This window comes from Streptacidiphilus sp. MAP12-16, from assembly GCF_041262165.1.
GTDB lineage: Bacteria > Actinomycetota > Actinomycetes > Streptomycetales > Streptomycetaceae > Streptacidiphilus.
The window spans coordinates 115,439-132,960 of sequence record NZ_JBGCBY010000005.1; the positions used below are offsets into that span (position 1 = coordinate 115,439).

A 17,522-nucleotide genomic window follows, 5' to 3' on the forward strand; every position below is an offset into this window, starting at 1 on the left:
CACTGGGGCGTCCCCGGATTCACCACCATGCTGACACGTCGTCGCCTGCCCGCAAAGAGGCGGGGTCAGCCTGGCGCGGCGACGAGGAGCGGGCGGACGATCGTCGTCGAGGTCCTGCGATACGAGACGGTGCCGTATCGGAAATGGGCGTAGCGTAGCCCCATGACCACCACCGCCCCCGCCGCGCGCCGGGTCCCCGAGGCGATACACAAGCGCCGCTGGGCGATCCTCACCGTCCTGCTGTTCAGCCTCCTCGTCGTCGTGCTGGACAACTCGATTCTGAACGTCGCGATGAAGACCATCGCCACCCCCGCCCCCACCGGAATCGGAGCGACCCAGAGCCAGCTGGAGTGGGCGATCAACTCCTACACCCTGGTCTTCGCGGGTCTGCTGTTCACCGCGGGCCTGCTCGGTGACCGGCTGGGGCGCAAGAAGACCCTGCTCTTCGGCATGGTCGTGTTCGGCGCGGGCTCGCTGCTCTGCTCGATGGCGACCTCGCCCGCAGAGCTCATCGGCTACCGCGCCGCGATGGGCTTCGGCGGTGCGTTCGTGCTGCCCGCCACGCTCGCGATCATCATGAACGTCTTCGAGCGGGACGAGCAGCCCAAGGCCATCGGCATCTGGTCCGGTGCGGTCGGGCTCGCCATCGCGATCGGCCCCATCGCGGGCGGTCTGCTGCTGGCCCACTTCTGGTGGGGCTCGGTGTTCCTGGTCAACGTCCCGATCGTGGCCGCCGCGCTGGTCGGCATGGTGTGGCTGGTGCCGGACTCCCGCGACCCCAGTCCCGGCAAACTCGACCTGCTGGGCGTGGCGCTCTCCGTGGTCGGCCTGGTCGCGCTGGTCTACGGGATCATCAAGGGCGGTCAGGTGGCCGACTTCGCCGTCCCCCAGTCGTGGGTGCCGATCGTGGTGGGCATCGCCGTCCTCGCCGGCTTCGTGGTCTACCAGCTGCGCAGCCGCAACCCCGTGCTGGACATGGGCTGGTTCCGCAACAAGCAATTCTCCGGCGCCGTCGTCGCCATCGGGCTGACCTTCTTCGCCCTGATGGGCGTCACCTTCTTCGGCGTCTTCTACCTCCAGAGCGTGCGCGGCTACTCGCCGCTGCAGGCCGGACTGCTGCTGTTGCCGCTGGCGGTGGCCCAGCTGGTGGTCTCGCCCAGGGCTCGCTTCGCTGTCGACCGCTTCGGGGTGAAGGCGACCTGCGTCTCCGGCATGCTGATGATCGCGGCGGCCTTCGTCGGCTTCCTGCTGCTCGGCCGGGGCACCGGCATCTGGGTACTGGAGATCGTCGCGTTCTTCCAGGGCGCGGGCATGGCCCTGGTGATGCCGCCGGCGACGGTCACGATCATGTCCAGCCTGCCGCGCGAGAAGGCCGGGTCCGGGTCGGCGGTCAACAACACCTTCCGGCAGGTCGGCGGCTCTCTCGGAGTGGCCATCCTGGGCGCGCTGCTGTCCACCACCTACCGCAGCGGGATCCAGGACAAGCTCGGCGTGCTGCCCGCGCCGCTGCGGACCCCGGCAGGGGAGTCCGTCGAGGGAACCCTCGGCATCGTCGAGAAGATCGGCCCCCGCGCGGCCGCGCTGGTCGACCCGGCGAAGGACGCCTTCGTCCACGCCATGCACGTCACCGCGCTGGCCGCCTCCGGGGTGGCACTGATCGGAGCGGTCGTGGCGCTGTCCTTCCTGCCGGGAAAGCCCCCGGCGGAATCCGCGGCCGCAACCTCGGCGGAAACCTCGGCGGAACCCGTGGCTACGGAAACGGCGGTCGAGGACACGGCAGGATAGGACCGTGACGACCGTGAACGAGAAGGTGCTGCTGGAGCGCCGTCCGCGCCGGGGCCGTCCCCGGAGCGAGGCGGCGGAGCAGGCGATCGTCGAGGCGGTGCTGAACCTGCTGGGGCAGGGCAGCTCGCTCGCCGCGCTCTCCATCGAGGGCATCGCCGCCGAGGCGGGCGTGGGCAAGGCCACCATCTACCGGCGCTGGGCCAACAAGGACGCGCTGCTGCTGGACGTGCTGCAGCGCGCTGAGGAGCCGGAGCCGACGCTCGCCGGCGACTCGGTGCGCGACGATCTGGTCGCCTCGCTTGAGTTCCTCCGCCGGACCGCGCTGGCCCGGCGCTCCCGCACCTCGCTTGCGGTGTTCACGGCCGAGCTCCGTGCGCTGCCCGAGCTGCACCGCGCTTACCACGCCCAGGTCATCGAGCCCCGGCGGGCCAGGATGCGGGATCTGCTCGCCCGGGGGGTCGCGCTCGGCGAGATCCGCGACGACATCGACCTCGACCTGCTGGGCGAGCTGATCGTCGGACCGATGCTGTCCCGCACGCTGCTGCGTCCCGAAGCGCCGCTGGACGATCCGACGCTGTCCGCGACGATCGTCGACACCGTGCTCCAGGGCGTCGCCGCGCGGAAGGCCGTCCGCCACTGAGGAGCCGTCCGCCGAGGAGCCGACGGTGCCTCAGATCCGGCCATTTGCCGCAAGTCGGAACCCGCGCGGGCTGCTCGTGCGTCCCTGTCCCCATAGGCTCGCACGAGGGACGATCACGCTACGTGGGGTACGACATGGCACAGGTAGGGACGCGAACGGCCCGCTCACGGGTTCCCAGGGGGAGGGTGCCCGGCCTCGGCGGCTGGGGCCGTGACCAGGGGGGCCGTTCCACCTGGCAGCGCGGCTGGATCCTCGCGCTGCTGGCCGTCGCCACCGCCTGCCTGCTCGCCTTCCACCGCGAGGTGCCCGACAGCGTCGGCAACCTCGGCAGCCTGCTGGAGACCTTCCTGCCCTGGGTCGGTCTGGCCGTTCCCGCGCTCCTGGTCCTCGCCCTGGTCCGGCGCTCGGCCACGGCGCTGCTGGCGCTGCTGATTCCGACCCTGGTCTGGGCCAACCTCTTCGGAGCACTGCTCACGGACAAGAGCGGCGGCGGGTACGACTTCACCGTCGTTCAACACAACGTCTGGGCCTACAACACCGACACCAGCGGCACCGTGAAGGTGCTCGAGGCCGCGAACCCCGACGTCATCTCACTGGTGGAGGTGACCGCGGCCCAGATGAAGCAGTACGAGAGCGCGCTGGCGGCGAAATACCCGTACCACGCGGTTGAGGGCACGGTCGGGCTCTGGTCGAAGTACCAGCTGACCGGCACCCGGCCGGTGGACATCAAGATCGGCTGGACCCGCGCGCTGCGCACCACGGTGCAGACCCCGAACGGCGCCGTCGCCGTCTATGTCGCGCACCTGCCCTCGGTACGGGTGACGTCCGCGGCCGGCTTCACCGCCAACCAGCGCGACGTCAGCGCCCAGGCGCTGGGGCAGGCGCTGGTGGTCGAACCGCTCTCCAAGGTGATCCTGTTGGGAGACCTCAACGGCACTATGAACGACCGCAGCCTCGCCCCGGTCACCTCGCAGATGCGTTCGGCGCAGGGTTCGGCCGGGTCGGGCTTCGGCTTCAGCTACCCGGCGCAGTTCCCGATGACCCGGATCGACCAGATCATGACCCGCGGCGTGAAGCCGACCGACGCCTGGACGCTGCCGGCGACCGGCAGCGACCACCTGCCGATCGGCGCCCACATCCAGCTCTGACGGACCGTCCGGAGCCGGAGGTCAGCTGCTCTCGCGCCAGCGGTTGGTGATGGGCTGGCGGCGGTCCCGGCCGAAGTTCTTGGACGAGATCTTGGTGCCCGGCGGGTACTGCCGCCGCTTGTACTCGGCCGTGTCGACCAGCCGGATCACCCGGTCCACGACGGCTGGGTCAAAGCCTTCCGCGAGGATGTCCGCCCGGCCGAGATCCTGCTCGATGTACGCGGTGAGCACCGCGTCCAGCAGGTCGTAGTCGGGCAGCGAGTCGGTGTCCACCTGACCGGGGCGCAGCTCTGCGCTCGGCGGCTTGAGGATGGTGTTCTCCGGGATCGGCGGGGTCTCGCCGCGCTCGGCGGCCGCCTGGTTGCGCCACTTGGCCAGCCGGAAGATCAGCGACTTGTAGACGTCCTTGATCGGCCCGTACGCGCCGACCGAGTCGCCGTACAGGGTGGAGTAGCCCACCGCCAGCTCGCTCTTGTTGCCGGGGGCGAGGACCAGGTGGTTCTCCTGGTTGGAGATCGCCATCAGCAGGGTGCCCCGGAGCCGCGACTGGAGGTTCTCCTCGGCGAGCCCGGTGAGCCTCAGCGCGGACATGTAGGCGTCGAACATGGGGGCGATCGACACTGTGCGGAAGTGCAGCCCGGTCCGGCGGGCCAGCTCGGCGGCGTCGTCGCGTGAGTGCTGCGAGGAGTAGGCGCTCGGCATGGACACGCAGTGGACGTTCTCGGCGCCGATGGCGTCCACGGCCAGCGCGGCCACGAGTGCGGAGTCGATGCCGCCGGAGAGTCCGATCAGGGCCGTCTTGAAACCGTTCTTCAGGATGTACGCGCGCAGTCCGGTGACCAGTGCTCCGTAGATCTCCTCCTCCTCACCCAGCCGGGGTGCCTGGCCAGCTGTCACCGGTTCGGCGGGCGCGGGCAGGACGTCCTCGGAGAGGACGGCGGGCAGGATCTCCAGGCCGTCCGCGACGAAGCGGCTGCCCTGCGCGACCGGGGCGGTCGCCTGCGGGAGCTCCAGGTCGAGCAGCAGGCAGCCCTCCTCGAACTGCGGCGCCCGCGCCAGCACGGCGCCGTCGCCGTCCACGACCACCGAGTCGCCGTCGAAGACCAGCTCGTCCTGGCCGCCGACCTGGTTGACGTAGGCGAGGGTGCAGCCCGCTTCGGCCGCGCGGCGCCGGACCAGGTCGAGCCGCTCCTCGCCCTTGCCGGCCTCGTAGGGCGAGGCGTTGACCACGAGCAGCAGCCCGGCCTCGGCCTGCCGTGCGGCCTGCACCCGGCCGCCGTCCTGCCAGATGTCCTCGCAGATGGCGAGGGCCACGTCCACGCCGTGCAGGCGGACGACGGGGAGGGTGTCGCCGGGCACGAAGTAGCGGAACTCGTCGAAGACGCCGTAGTTGGGCAGGTGGTGCTTGGCCAGTCGGGTGACGACCTTGCCGCCGTGCAGCACTGCCGCGCAGTTCTGCGGCGAGCCGACCGGCAGGCCCAGGCGCGGCGAGGCGGTGGTGGACTTGCCGAGGTAGCCGACGACCACGGCGGTGTCGCCCATGCCCTCGGCGTCCAGCCGCTGGGCGAGGGCGACCAGTGCGGCCCGCGACGCGTCCACGAAGGACGGCCGCAGGGCGAGGTCCTCGACGGGGTAGCCGGTGAGTGCCATCTCGGGGAAGGCGACCAGGTGGGCGCCCTGCTCGACGGCGTGGCGGGTCCACCGGACGACCAGGTCGCCGTTCCCGGCGATGTCGCCGACGGTGGTGTCGATCTGGTTCAGCGCGAGGCGTAGGGAAGGCACACCACCAGACTAATCGTCTATCCGACCCTATGTCGGGCCGGGGGAGCGCGGCGCACGAACGGGCTCCGGGTACGGCCGGATGCAGGTGCGGTTGGGCCGTACGGGTTTCCAGACGTGGGCAGCTGCCGGACATCCTATCTAGGGTGAGATGTGGCTCTATTGACGATTTGTCCGATGTAAGGGTACGTTCCGGCAGCCCCGCCAGAGCCGTACCCGGATCGGGCCAGTGCCCGCAGAGGGAGACAGCCCACGTGGACCAGCACATCGAGCTAGCCGCACTCGGCGGCGCCACCGCCCTGCCCGCTTCCGCGCTGCCTCCTTCCGCGCTGCACGCCTCCGCCGTCGCCCCCTGGGCCGTCCGGCGACCGCCACGCGCCGACGGCGAACTGAGGGAGCGTCCGGCCCGGGGCGTGCTCCCCGGCTGGATCGCCCTGCTGGTCCTGCTCGCCGCCCTCGCCGGAGCGGTGCTGGTCCAGGCCCGCCGCGCCGCCCTGCCGGGCCGGCTCCCCGGTGCACGGGTCCTGGACCGGGCGCTGGGCTCTGACGGCATGCCACTTTCGCCGGTTCTCGGCGCGGCGCTGCTCGCTGCCTGCGCGCTGGTCGCGGTCGCCGCGCTGGCCGGACTGATGACGAACCCGGTCGGCACCGCCCGGGTGCTCAGCCGCTGGGGCGGCTACCGGGGCACGGTCAGGCGCACCGGCCTGGTCTGGGTGCATCCGCTGCTCCGGCGGCACCCGGTGGACGTGCGGGTCCGGCACTGGCGTAGCGAGCCGATCACGACCACCGACCGCGAGGGCTCCCCGATCCGCGCGGAGCTGCTGCTGGCGTGGACCGTGCGGGACACCGCGCGGGCCCGCTTCGCGGTCCAGGACCACCGCGCCTACCTCGCCGCCGCCGCCGAGGCCGCGCTCTGCCGGGTGGCCGCGACGCTGCCCTGCGACAGCTTCGCGACACCCGGCCCCTGCCTGCGCGACGGGCAGTGGCTCAGCGGGGAGCTGACCCGGCTGCTGGTCGCCGAGACGGCCCCGGTCGGTGTCACGGTCTTCTCGGCCCAGGCCGTCGCCCTGGACTACACCGAGGAGTTCGCGGCGACCCTGCGCCGCCGCCGGCTCGCCGAACTGGACGCGGGGACGCGGGACATCGTCGTCGGCGACGCACTGGAGACGGCCGCGCTGACGGTCTCCCGAGTGGAGCGCACCCAGGGCCTGGTATTCGACGACACCGCGCGCGCCGTACTCGTGCGCGACCTGGTCACGGCGTTCCTCACGCTCCCGACCGCGGACATCGCCCGCGGCAAGCAGCCCAACGCAGTCCCCGACGCCCTGTGAACGGAGCCCGGAACGGATGACCGCATTCATAGAACTGGACGCCGCCACCCTCGACCCCGCCACCTGTCCCTGTGCCCCGTGTGCGGCCGCCGCCGCCTCCGCGGCCGCTGGTGCCGCTGCCGCAGCGGCTGCCTCCCGGCGTACCGCCGCTCCCCGCCGCTCACGCGTGCGTGCGGCCGCGAGCACCGCGCTCGTCGCCGTGGGCGGGACCGTCGGCGGAGCCGTCGGAGGGGCGGTGTGCCTGGCCACCGCGACCGCGCCCGCGACCGCGACCGCTGCGAGCGCCGAGCCAGTCCCCGACCACGTCGGCTGGGACGGTCGGCACTACTGGTTCCGCTCCGCCGGCACATGGCGCTGGACCAGCCACTACGACGTCTACCTCCGGCATGCCGACGAGACCGGGGGCGACGGCGGGTCCACGGCAGCGCCTGTCGCTGCGCCCGTCACCGGCCCTCTCGCCGGCCCTGTCACCCCGCCGCTGCACCAGGGCTGGGACGGACATCGCTACTGGTTCCGCCGGTACGGCGAGTGGCGCTGGACCAGCCACTACGACGTCTACCTCCGCTACACCGCCTCCGGCGGCGGCCCGACCCCGACCCCGGTGCCCCCGACCCCGGCGCCCCCGACCGCTCCGCCCCCCACCACCCCGCCCACCGTTCCCCCCACGGTCCCGCCCACCCTTCCGCCGGCCCCGGGACCCCCCAGCGCTTCGGTCGCCGTCGAGGCGGCGCTGAGCTTCGCGGCAGCACAGCTCGGCAAGCCCTACGTCTGGGGCGGCAACGGTCCCTTCGGGTACGACTGCTCCGGCCTGGTCCAGCAGTCCTTCCTACGCGCCGGGATCCAGCTGCCCCGCGTTTCCGCGGACCAGTACTGGGCCACCCGGCCCGTCACGGACGATCAGCTGCGCCGCGGTGACCTGCTGTTCTGGTCGCGGACCGGTCGCCCCTCCGGCATCCACCACGTCGCGCTGTACCTCGGCGACGGCCGCTACATCGAGGCGCCCCGCCCCGGAAGGGACGTGCGGATCTCGGTACTCTCCAGCGGCTACTATCCGACGCAGTTCGGCCGGGTCGTCGGGTGATCCGTCCGTTGACTCGTCCTCCCTGTCGAATCTGCGATGATGCGACCAGCGGACAAGTCAGCGCGCGGAGCGCTGCCCCTGGTGGCCGCTCCCACGTAACGCATTCGTAAAGAGCAGAGGTGAGACTGTCGCCATGGGCAAGCAGCAGGAGTTTGTTCTCCGCACACTCGAAGAGCGCGACATCCGGTTCGTCCGGTTGTGGTTCACCGACGTCCTCGGCTTTCTGAAGTCCGTCGCCGTCGCCCCCGCCGAGCTCGACCAGGCCTTCGAGGAGGGCATCGGTTTCGACGGCTCCGCCATCGAAGGTTTCGCGCGGGTCTACGAGTCGGACATGCTGGCGAAGCCGGACCCGGCGACATTCCAGATACTGCCCTGGCGTTCCGAGTCTCCCGGTACGGCACGGATGTTCTGCGACATCCTGATGCCCGACGGTTCGCCCTCCTACGCCGACCCGCGCTACGTCCTCAAGCGCACCCTGGAGAAGTGCTCCAACCTCGGGTTCACCTTCTACACCCACCCCGAGATCGAGTTCTTCCTGCTCAAGGACCTGCCCGGCGACGGCTCCGTCCCCACCCCGGCCGACCACTCCGGCTACTTCGACCACACCCCGCGCGGCGTCGGCCACGACTTCCGCCGTCAGGCCATCACCATGCTCGAGTCGATGGGCATCTCGGTGGAGTTCAGCCACCACGAGGGCGCACCCGGCCAGCAGGAGATCGACCTGCGCTACGCCGACGCGCTGTCCACCGCCGACAACATCATGACCTTCCGCTCGGTCATGAAGGAGGTCGCGCTGGAGCAGGGCGTGCACGCCAGTTTCATGCCGAAGCCCTTCTCGCAGTACCCGGGCTCGGGGATGCACACCCACCTCTCCCTCTTCGAGGGCGACCGCAACGCCTTCCACGAGGCCGGCGCCGAGTACCAGCTGTCCAAGGTCGGGCGCTCCTTCATCGCGGGCCTGCTGAAGCACTCCGCCGAGACCGCCGCCATCACCAACCAGTGGGTCAACTCCTACAAGCGCATCTGGGGCGGCTCGCAGCGCTCCGCCGGCGCCGGCGGCGAGGCCCCCTCCTACATCTGCTGGGGCCACAACAACCGCTCCGCGCTGGTCCGGGTGCCGATGTACAAGCCCAGCAAGCAGGGCTCGACCCGGGTCGAGATCCGCTCCCTGGACACCGGCTGCAACCCCTACCTGGCCTACTCCGTGATCCTCGCGGCCGGCCTCAAGGGCATCCAGGAGGGCTACGAGCTGCCCCCCGGCGCGGACGACGACGTGTGGGCGCTCAGCAGCATGGAACGGCGCGCGATGGGAATCGAGCCCCTCCCGCAGAACCTGGGCGAGGCCATCGACCTGATGCAGCGCAGCGAGCTGGTCCAGGAGACCCTGGGCGAGCACGTCTTCGACTTCTTCCTGCGCAACAAGCGCCAGGAGTGGGAGGAGTACCGCTCCGAGGTCACCGCCTTCGAGCTCCGCAAGAACCTGCCGGTGCTCTAGCCACAGGTCGACGGCAGCCAGCCAACGCAAGGGGCCCGAGCCCGGCGGAGTCGATCATCAGTCGATCCGCCGGCCTCGGGCCCCGACTGCGTTCGCTACACCACCGGTGACGCAGCGTCCGCCTCGCGTCCGAGAACCAGATCCAGCAGCTCGGCGTCATGGCTGCGCAGCCAGTACGAGTCCGTGCCGAGTTGCATGGATACCGTGAAACCCATCCGGGCCTGCCCCGGGTTCTGCTGTTCACGCCCACGCTGGATCCGCGCCTGGCTCGCGTCGACCGGCTGAGGAGTCTTCCCCTTGCCGCGAGCGCGCCAGGCGAGCATCGTCCCTCCTTCCGGCGACCGCTGCAGCAGCAGGTGCCCCAGGGTCTGGCTACCGTCACGCAGGCCGAAGGAGAGCATGCACAGCCGGACGCCTGCCGCGAGGTGAGCCGCGTCCGCCTCGACCGTCCGCGTCCTGGCCAGGCCCGTTCGGGCGAGCACCCGTGCTGCCCAGCCCCGATACACCGCCGAGGTGGTCTGTGCGCCCTCCACTCCGGGGTGGAAGGGTGTCGGTAGCAGCGCCTTGATCAGTTGCTCCAGCAGGAACCAGAGCACGAATCCCAGCACCGCCAGCGCTGGTCCGCCCACTGCGAGACCGGTGAAGACCAGTCCCAGTCCGAGCACGATCGATATGAGCAGATGTACGGCCAGGCGGACGTTCACAGCGCTCCTCTCCTCAATGGCATAGACCAAATCACGATCACAGCGGCAGACCCTAGCGCCACATCGTGATCCGGGACAGGGAATTCCGGATGCGACTGCCTCCAACGGCGGAGTGTGGGCGGCGACCGCCGTTGGGGCGTGGTCCGATGGCTGTACCCCCGGCCGGAGCTGGAGCCCTTCGCACGGGGTTCCGGCTCCGGTGTTGCGACGTCGTAGTCTCGGGAAGGACTCGCACTGGTACTGCAGCCCGCAGACTGGATCTCGACTGCTCGGAGGGGCGATGGCTCTGGACGGTGCCGGTGGCCCGGTCGACGGCGAGCACAGGAGTGCCCGCCGCAGCAATCCCGCCGCGCGCCTGGCGCGGCGCGGGTTCACCGACCCCGAAGCAGCGGTGCGCCGCTTCCGGGAGCCCGCGCTCGCCCCGCACGCCAGTGACACCGTTCTGCTCGACGCCCTGGCCGCGACCGCCGACCCGGACCTCGCCCTGCAGGGCCTGGCCCGGCTCGCCGAGGCGTGCGCACCGGCCGAGCGCCGCACCCTGCTGGACACCCTCACCACCGCCAAGCCCCTGCGCGACCGGCTGCTCGGCGTCCTCGGCGCGAGCGCCGCGCTGGGCGACCACCTCGCCCGGCACCCCCGGGACTGGCACGCCCTGGTCACCTTCGAGCTCCGCGACATCCACCCGGGGCCGGAGGAGTTCCTGCGCACGCTCTACGCGCATATCTGGGAAGTCCACTCCGGGATGCCCCGCGCCGACGCCCTGCGCACCGGCTACCGCCGCTGCCTACTGGGCATAGCCGCCCGCGATCTCACCGGCACCACCCAGATCGGCCAGACCGCCGCCGAGCTCGCCGACCTCGCCGGCGCCACCCTCCAGGCCGCCTTCGACATCGCCGCCGAGGAGGACCCGGCCGCCGCCGCGGCCTGCCGCCTCGCCGTCGTCGCCATGGGCAAGTGCGGCGGCCACGAGCTGAACTACGTCTCCGACGTGGACGTCGTCTTCGTCGCCGAGCCCCGCGAGGGCGTCGCGGACGGCAATGCCGTCCAGGCTGCGACCCGGCTCGCCGCCCGGCTGATGCGGCTGTGCTCCGACACCACCCGCGAGGGCACCATCTGGCCCGTCGACGCCAACCTTCGCCCCGAGGGCAAGAACGGACCCCTGGTCAGGACCCTCGCCAGCCACCTCGCCTACTACCAGCGCTGGGCCAAGACCTGGGAGTTCCAGGCCCTGCTGAAGGCCCGTCCGGTCGCGGGGGACGCCGAGCTCGGCCAGGCGTACCTCGATGCGGTCACCCCGCTGGTGTGGCACGCGGCGGAACGAGAGAACTTCGTCCCCGACGTCCAGCAGATGCGCCGCCGCGTGATCGACGCCATCCCTGCCGCCGAGGTCGAGCGCGAACTCAAGCTCGGCCCCGGCGGGCTGCGCGACGTCGAGTTCTCGGTGCAACTGCTGCAACTGGTCCACGGCCGCGCCGATCCGACCCTGCACAGCCCGACCACGCTCACCGCCCTCGCGGACCTCTCCGCCGGCGGCTACGTCGGCCGCGCCGACGCCGCCGCGCTCGACTCCGCGTACCGGTTCCTGCGCGCCATGGAACACCGCATCCAGCTCTACCAGCTGCGCCGCACCCACCTCGTCCCCAAGGGCGAGGACGACCTGCGCCGCCTCGGCCGCTCGCTCGGCATGCGCGCGGATCCTGTTAACGAGCTGCGCAAGGAATGGCGGCGGCACGGCCGTGAGGTGAGGCGGCTGCACGAGAAGCTGTTCTACCGCCCGCTGCTGGACGCCGTCGCACGACTCGGCGCGGAGGAGGCGGACCTGACGAGTGCGCTGGAGAGCAGCGACCCCCAGCGGCAGGGCCTCACCGCTCCCGCCGCCCGCGCCCGCCTCGCCGCCCTCGGCTACCGCGCCCCCGCCGACGCCCTGCGCCACCTCCAGTCCCTGGCCTCGGGGGTGAGCCGCCGGGCCGCCCTGCAACGCACGCTGCTGCCGGTGATGCTGGGCTGGTTCGCCGACTCCGCCGACCCCGACGCCGGGCTGCTGAACTTCCGCAAGGTCTCCGACAGCCTCGGTTCCACGCCCTGGTACCTGCGGCTGCTGAGGGACGAGGGCGCCACCGCGGAGAACCTCGCGCGGATCCTCTCCTCCGGACGGCTCGCGCCGGACCTGCTGCTGCGCGCCCCCGAGGCGGTCGCGCTGCTCGGCGACAGCGACGGGCTGCAGCCCCGCACCCGGCAGGCCCTCGACCGGGAGATACAGTCGGCCGTGGGTCGCGCCGTGGACGCCCCTGCGGCCGTCGCCGCGGCCCGCTCGGTGCGTCGCCGGGAGCTGTTCCGGACCACCGCCGTCGACGTGTTGGGCCGTCTGGGTGACGCGTCGGGCGAGAGTCTCGCGGCCAGCGGCCGTGCCCTCACCGACCTCACCGCCGCCACCCTCGTCGGGGCGCTCAGGGCCTGTACGGCGGCGGTCGAGGAGTCGCTCGGGGAACCGCTGCCGACCCGTCTCGCGATCATCGCCATGGGCCGCTTCGGCGGCGGCGAGCTGGGCTACGGCAGCGACGCCGACGTCATGTTCGTCCACGACCCACTGCCCGGCGCGGACGAGACCAAGGCCAGCAACACCGCCCGGCAGGTCTTCGAGGAGGTCCGCCGCCTGCTCCAGTTGCCCTCCACCGAGCCCCCGCTGGTGGTCGACGCCGACCTGCGCCCCGAGGGCCGGCAGGGCCCCCTGGTCCGCACGCTGGCCTCGTACGCCGCCTACTACCGGCGCTGGTCGCGGACCTGGGAGAGCCAGGCGCTGCTCCGTGCCGACCCCGTCGCGGGCGACGCGGCGCTCGGCGCGGCCTTCGTGGAGCTGATCGACCCGCTCCGCTACCCCGCCTCGGGGGTCAGCGACACCGAGCTCAGGGAGATCCGCAGGATCAAGGCCCGGATCGAGACGGAACGGCTGCCGCGCGGCGCCGACCCCACCACGCACACCAAGCTCGGCCCCGGCGGACTCGCCGACGTCGAGTGGACGGTGCAGCTGCTCCAGCTCCAGCACGGGCACCGGGAGCCGGGGCTGCGCACCACCCGTACCCGCGCGGCGCTGGCCGCCGCAGTTGCCGCAGGTGTGCTCGCGGCGGAGCAGGCTGAGGCTCTGGACACCGCCTGGGTGCAGGCGGGGCGGGTCCGCAACGCCGTGATGCTGGTGCGCGGCCGGGCCGGGGACAGCTTCCCCGGCGACCCGCACGAGCTGGCGGGGGTCGCCCGCTACCTCGGCTACGGGGCCGGGCACGCGGGGGAGATGGTGGACGACTACCGGCGCCGCGCCCGGCGGGCCCGCGCGGTGGTCGAGGACATGTTCTACGGCTGAGCCGAGGGCTGCCGCGCCGAGGGCAAAGCGTGCCGGGGGAACACAGCGTGCCGAGCGCCGGCGCCAGCGGGAGACCTAGCGGGAGGCCGCGACCCTGGCGCGCTCGGGGGCGCGTGCGCCGGGGTCCGCGAGGCCCTCGTCGGGGGTGGTCAGCGAGGGCCGGGTCTCGCTGTCGCGGGGGAAGGCGTACACCCAGCGGCCGTACACCAGCCTGGACACCACCAGGCCCGCGCCGGTACAGAGCGCGCCGGCCACCGCGTCCATGAAGAAGTGGTTCGCACTGGCGACGATCACCACCAGTGTGCTCAACGGGTACAGCAGCCCGAGCACCCGCACCCAGCGCCTGCGGGCCAGGAAGGCGATGGTCAGGCCGCACCACAGGGACCAGCCGATGTGCATCGACGGCATGGCGGCGAACTGGTTGGACACGTTCGCCATGTCACCGGAGGCCATCGAACCCCAGGTGTGGTGCTTCTCGACGGTGTCGACGAACCCCCCGCCGTCCATCAGGCGCGGTGGCGCCAGCGGGTAGAAGTAGTAGCCGAACAGCGCGATGGACGTGGTCACGAACAGGGACAGCCGCGCGGACGCGTAGCGCCCCGGCTGGCGGCGGAACAGCCACACCAGGACGCCGATGGTCATGATGAAGTGCAGCGTCGCGTAGTAGTAGTTCATCCCGGTGATCAGCCAGGTGACCGAGTCGAGGTCATGGTTGATCACCTTCTCGTACGCGATGCCGAGGAACTGCTCCAGGTGCCAGACGTCGTGCGCGTTGCGCTCCGCCCCCGTCTTCATCTCCGGGACGGCGTTGCGCACCATCGAGTAGATCCAGTAGCTGACCGCGATCAGCATCAGCTCGAACCACAGTCGGGGACGGCCGGGGGAGCGGAAGTGCCCGCGCAGAGGGTGCCAGCAGCGCTGCCAGCCGCGGAGCAACAGGCCACGGCGGGGCGCGGTGCGCGCGGCTCCGTCGGGGGCGACGGAACCGGACGGGCGCACCGCTGCGGCGGTGGTGCTGCCGCCGTCATGGTCCCGCTGTGGTTCCCCCATGGAGCAGTAGTCTGCCATGCGGCCTCCCGGGACCTGATCACCCTCTGGTTGGGGATTCGCTACCCGATATCCCTCTGAAGTCCTACGGCCCGGCCTGGCGCCGCACCGAGGCAGGTGCTTCGCGCGGCAGGCGGGCACACCAGAGGGAGCCGCCGCCCGATCCGGGGCGGCGGCTCCGAGCGTGCTCGCGATCCTACTGCCAGGTGTCAGAGATGGTGTCGGTGCCGCTGGTTCCGGTGGTGAAGGTGCGGTTGGCTCCGCTCTCCCAGGTGACGGTGCCGCTGCTGTCCTTGATGACGAACTTGTACTGGAACGACTGGCCCGGCGGGAGCTGCAGGGTCTTGCTCCATGTGGGGTACCCCGAGGACGACAGCAGGATCGCGTTGCTCGCGTTCCAGCCGCCCAGGGCGCTGATGTCGCCGACCAGGTAGACGTTCTGTCCCACCACGGTGGTGCGGTACTCGTTGAAGGTCACGTTCTCGATGGACGACGCGGTCCCGTTCCAGCTGTCGGTGTAGGTCGCGGTGCCCGAGGAGCCGGTACTGGCAGTGCGGTTGGCGCCCGATTCCCACTCGATCGCGCCGTTCGGGTCCTTCTTGATGTACTTGTACTGGAATGTGGTGTTGGGCGGCAGGGTGGTGCTTCCGCTCCACACCGGGTAGTTCGTGGAGGAGAGGGCCACGGCGCTCGCGGCGTTCCAACTGCCCAGGGCGGGGATGGAACCGACAACGTAGACGTTCTGCCCGTACCAGGTGGTCGCGGTGCCGTTGAAGGTCGCGGTCACGGTCGAGCTGGACCCGGTCCAGGTGTCGCTGACCGAGGCGGAGCCGCTGGACGGCGTGGTCAGGCTCATGTTGGAGCCAGGTTCCCAGGTGACGTTGCCGTTGGAGTCCTTGGCGATGTACTTGTACTGGACCGTGGTACTCGTTGGCAGGCCGCCGACCGTGACGGTCCAGTTGGAGCCGGACTGGGTCATCGGGGCGGCCGAGGCGGGGGCCCAGCTGCCCAGGGCGCCGATGGAGCCGACCAGGTAGAGCGGGGCGCCGGTCGGGGCGCCGGAGACGGTGAAAGTCTCGGTCGCTCCGGAGCTGCCGGTGCTGGAACTGCTCGGCGAGGCGCTGGCGCTGGCCGACGGCGACGCCGACGCCGAGGACGACGCGCTGGCGCTCGCGCTGCCGGACGGGCTTGGCCCGGACACCGCGGCCACGTCCAGCGCCACCGAGTCCTTCGCCGGGACCGACACCGTCGCGTTACCGCTGGAGTCGACCACGATCGCCGCGCCGGTGCAGGTCCCGGCGGTGGTGCTGCTGTGGATCAGGTCGCAGTACGTTCCCGCGGGCAGCCCGGTGGCGAAGGTCCTGGTCTGGACCGAGTTCTCGTTGTTGAGGGCGATCCAGCCCTTGCCGCCACGGCTGAAGGCGATCAGGTTGGATCCGTCGGAGTACCAGTTGGCCACCGCTCCGCCGGCCACGGCGTTGTGCCAACCGACCATGTTGGCAACGCCGGTGATCCGGTCGGTGCACTCCCAGCCGCTGCCGCAGGTGGTGTTGGTGACCATGCCCGAGGAGTCGGCCGGCGGCGAGTCGTCGTGGCCGGTGAAGTCGTAGCCGGAGAAGACCTGCGGGGTGCCGTAGCCGTAGGCGAGCTCGAACTCGGTGGCGAGGGTGTTGATCGCCCCGGACTTGTAGTTCAGGGTCGAGCCGTCGCGTTCGGTGTCGTGGTTCTCCACGAACACCTCCTCGTTGCTGCTGCCGAGCAGGCCCGAGGTGAGGCTGTTCAGGTTGGAGATGCTGCCGTTGAAGTCGTTCTTGACGGCGTAGGCGTAGTCGAAGCCGAGAAGGTTGCCCTGGCTCTCGAAGGCAGCGGGAGCCAACTGGCCGCTGCTGCCGGGGTAGACCTCCAAGGCGAAGTAGGGCGCGGCTCCGTCGACGGTCTTGTTGAGCTTGCCCTCGATCGCACTCAGATCGGTCTGGCCGACGTGCTTGGCCGCGTCGACCCGGAAGCCGGAGACGCCGTACGAGAGCAGCTTGTTGAGGTACCCGGCGATGGTGCTGCGGACGCTGTCCTGCTCGGTCGCCAGGTCCGAGAGCTGGAGCAGCTCGCACTGGGTGACCTCGGTGTAGCTGTTCCAGTCGTGGATCTGGTTGTCCGACTCGGGGCAGTTCGCGGGGTAGTAGTGGAAGTTGGAACTGGTGTACACCCCAGGGTAGTTGAACTTCGTGAAGCTGGTACCGCCGTAGGAGGTGCTGCCCTGTCCGGTCATGTGGTTGATGACGGTGTCGACGTAGACCTTCACACCTGCGGCGCGACAGGTCGACACCATGGTCTGGAACTGCGCTTCGCTGCCCATCCGGCTGCTGAGGTTGTAGTCGGTGGGCTGGTACACCTCCCACCAGGGGTGGCCGGTAATGCTGACCGAGTCCTGCGGCGGGGACACCTGCACGCCGCCGTAGCCGTCCGGGCCGAGGACGTTGGTGCACTCGGCGCCCACGGAGTTCCAGTTCCACATGAACATGTTTGCGATCACATCGCCGCTGTTCATCGCCGCGTGCGCGGTCCCGGCGGTGGCGGCCAGGGTGAGTGGGACGATGCCGGCGGCGAGGAGCGCGCCGGAGGCGATCAGGGAGCGCAGACCGGTGGGTCTGCGGGCGGGACGGTGCGGGGGCTGCGGTGGAACGGCAGCCCGCTCCAGGATTCTGTGCATGCGGAGGTCTCCAGGGTGGGGAGGCGGCGGCCCGTGGGCGGGGGAGGGCGCGCGCGACGGGTGCGCCGGGGTGGGTGTGGCGGGGCGGTTCGGTGCGATCCCCGGCAGGCGGCGCGGGCGGAGCCGGCCGAACAGGCGGAACGGGTGGCGCGGGTGGCGCCGGTGGCGCTGGCCGAACGGGTGGCGCAGGTGGCGCTGGCCGAACAGGTGGTGCGATCCGGGCGGGGAGAAGCGGGTGGCACGGACCGGGCAGGTGGCGCAGGTGGCGCGAACCGAGCAGGTGGCGCGGGCGGAGCCGGCCGAACAGGCGGAACGGGAGTTGCGGGTGGCGCAGGTGGCTCTCGCCGAACAGGTGGCACGAACCGAGCTGGCCGAACAGGTGGCACCAACCGAGGGGCGGAACAGGTGGTGGGAACTGAGGGATCGGAACAGGTGGCACGAACCGAGCAG

11 protein-coding genes are annotated in these 17,522 nt (G+C 71.2%); 7 read left to right on the forward strand and 4 right to left on the reverse strand.

Translation table 11 applies throughout. The features are described from left to right. Window positions 1-162: 162 nt before the first annotated feature. The 3 genes from ABIA33_RS07900 (at window position 163) to ABIA33_RS07910 (ending at window position 3,573) form a co-directional block, all read left to right on the forward strand. The gene (locus tag ABIA33_RS07900; RefSeq protein ID WP_370078625.1) at window positions 163-1,785 is read left to right on the forward strand and encodes an MFS transporter; all 1,623 of its coding nucleotides are present in this window, start codon (window positions 163-165) and stop codon (window positions 1,783-1,785) included. A 4-nt stretch (window positions 1,786-1,789) separates the two neighbouring features. After that, window positions 1,790-2,425 (forward strand): TetR/AcrR family transcriptional regulator, encoded by a 636-nt coding sequence (locus ABIA33_RS07905; RefSeq protein ID WP_370078627.1) that lies wholly within the window; start codon window positions 1,790-1,792, stop codon window positions 2,423-2,425. A gap of 134 nt (window positions 2,426-2,559) precedes the next feature. Further along, a complete protein-coding gene (locus ABIA33_RS07910) occupies window positions 2,560-3,573 on the forward strand; it encodes an endonuclease/exonuclease/phosphatase family protein (protein WP_370078629.1) in 1,014 nt (337 codons plus the stop codon). Between the two features lie 21 nt (window positions 3,574-3,594). Here ABIA33_RS07910 and ABIA33_RS07915 read toward each other — a convergent pair whose 3' ends face one another. Then, window positions 3,595-5,355 carry an NAD+ synthase gene (locus tag ABIA33_RS07915; RefSeq protein ID WP_370078631.1) on the reverse strand — a complete coding sequence of 587 codons (1,761 nt, stop codon included), beginning with the start codon at window positions 5,353-5,355 and terminating at the stop codon, window positions 3,595-3,597. 251 nt (window positions 5,356-5,606) lie between these two features. On the opposite strand from ABIA33_RS07915, the gene ABIA33_RS07920 reads away from it, so the two are divergent. The 3 genes from ABIA33_RS07920 (at window position 5,607) to ABIA33_RS07930 (ending at window position 9,259) form a co-directional block, all read left to right on the forward strand. Continuing rightward, complete coding sequence (locus ABIA33_RS07920; RefSeq protein WP_370078633.1) at window positions 5,607-6,683, forward strand: SPFH domain-containing protein; 1,077 nt, start codon at window positions 5,607-5,609, stop codon at window positions 6,681-6,683. A gap of 16 nt (window positions 6,684-6,699) precedes the next feature. Beyond that, on the forward strand, window positions 6,700-7,764 hold the full coding sequence (locus ABIA33_RS07925) for a C40 family peptidase (protein ID WP_370078635.1): 1,065 nt from the start codon (window positions 6,700-6,702) through the stop codon (window positions 7,762-7,764). 133 nt (window positions 7,765-7,897) lie between these two features. Further along, window positions 7,898-9,259 carry a glutamine synthetase family protein gene (locus ABIA33_RS07930; protein ID WP_370078637.1) on the forward strand — a complete coding sequence of 454 codons (1,362 nt, stop codon included), beginning with the start codon at window positions 7,898-7,900 and terminating at the stop codon, window positions 9,257-9,259. Between the two features lie 95 nt (window positions 9,260-9,354). Here the strand turns inward: ABIA33_RS07930 and ABIA33_RS07935 are convergent, their stop codons facing one another. Next, the gene (locus ABIA33_RS07935) at window positions 9,355-9,963 is read right to left on the reverse strand and encodes a hypothetical protein (RefSeq protein ID WP_370078639.1); all 609 of its coding nucleotides are present in this window, start codon (window positions 9,961-9,963) and stop codon (window positions 9,355-9,357) included. Window positions 9,964-10,243: 280 nt separating this feature from the next. Here ABIA33_RS07935 and ABIA33_RS07940 point away from each other — a divergent pair, with 280 nt between their 5' ends. After that, on the forward strand, window positions 10,244-13,318 hold the full coding sequence (locus tag ABIA33_RS07940) for a bifunctional [glutamine synthetase] adenylyltransferase/[glutamine synthetase]-adenylyl-L-tyrosine phosphorylase (protein ID WP_370078641.1): 3,075 nt from the start codon (window positions 10,244-10,246) through the stop codon (window positions 13,316-13,318). 75 nt (window positions 13,319-13,393) lie between these two features. Here ABIA33_RS07940 and ABIA33_RS07945 read toward each other — a convergent pair whose 3' ends face one another. Together ABIA33_RS07945 and ABIA33_RS07950 are read right to left on the reverse strand one after the other, a co-directional pair. After that, the gene (locus ABIA33_RS07945; protein WP_370078643.1) at window positions 13,394-14,386 is read right to left on the reverse strand and encodes a phosphatase PAP2 family protein; all 993 of its coding nucleotides are present in this window, start codon (window positions 14,384-14,386) and stop codon (window positions 13,394-13,396) included. A 175-nt stretch (window positions 14,387-14,561) separates the two neighbouring features. Then, window positions 14,562-17,072, reverse strand: coding sequence for a carbohydrate-binding module family 20 domain-containing protein (locus ABIA33_RS07950; RefSeq protein ID WP_370078645.1), 2,511 nt, complete (start codon window positions 17,070-17,072; stop codon window positions 14,562-14,564). Window positions 17,073-17,522: the final 450 nt, after the last annotated feature.

Coding starts and splice junctions, on each gene's coding strand:
- ABIA33_RS07900 (WP_370078625.1), top strand. CDS start 163: ATGACCACCACCGCCCCCGCCGCGCGCCGGGTCCCCGAGGCGATACAC.
- ABIA33_RS07910 (WP_370078629.1), top strand. CDS start 2,560: ATGGCACAGGTAGGGACGCGAACGGCCCGCTCACGGGTTCCCAGGGGG.
- ABIA33_RS07925 (WP_370078635.1), top strand. CDS start 6,700: ATGACCGCATTCATAGAACTGGACGCCGCCACCCTCGACCCCGCCACC.
- ABIA33_RS07930 (WP_370078637.1), top strand. CDS start 7,898: ATGGGCAAGCAGCAGGAGTTTGTTCTCCGCACACTCGAAGAGCGCGAC.
- ABIA33_RS07940 (WP_370078641.1), top strand. CDS start 10,244: ATGGCTCTGGACGGTGCCGGTGGCCCGGTCGACGGCGAGCACAGGAGT.
- ABIA33_RS07945 (WP_370078643.1), bottom strand. CDS start 14,386: ATGGCAGACTACTGCTCCATGGGGGAACCACAGCGGGACCATGACGGC.
- ABIA33_RS07950 (WP_370078645.1), bottom strand. CDS start 17,072: ATGCACAGAATCCTGGAGCGGGCTGCCGTTCCACCGCAGCCCCCGCAC.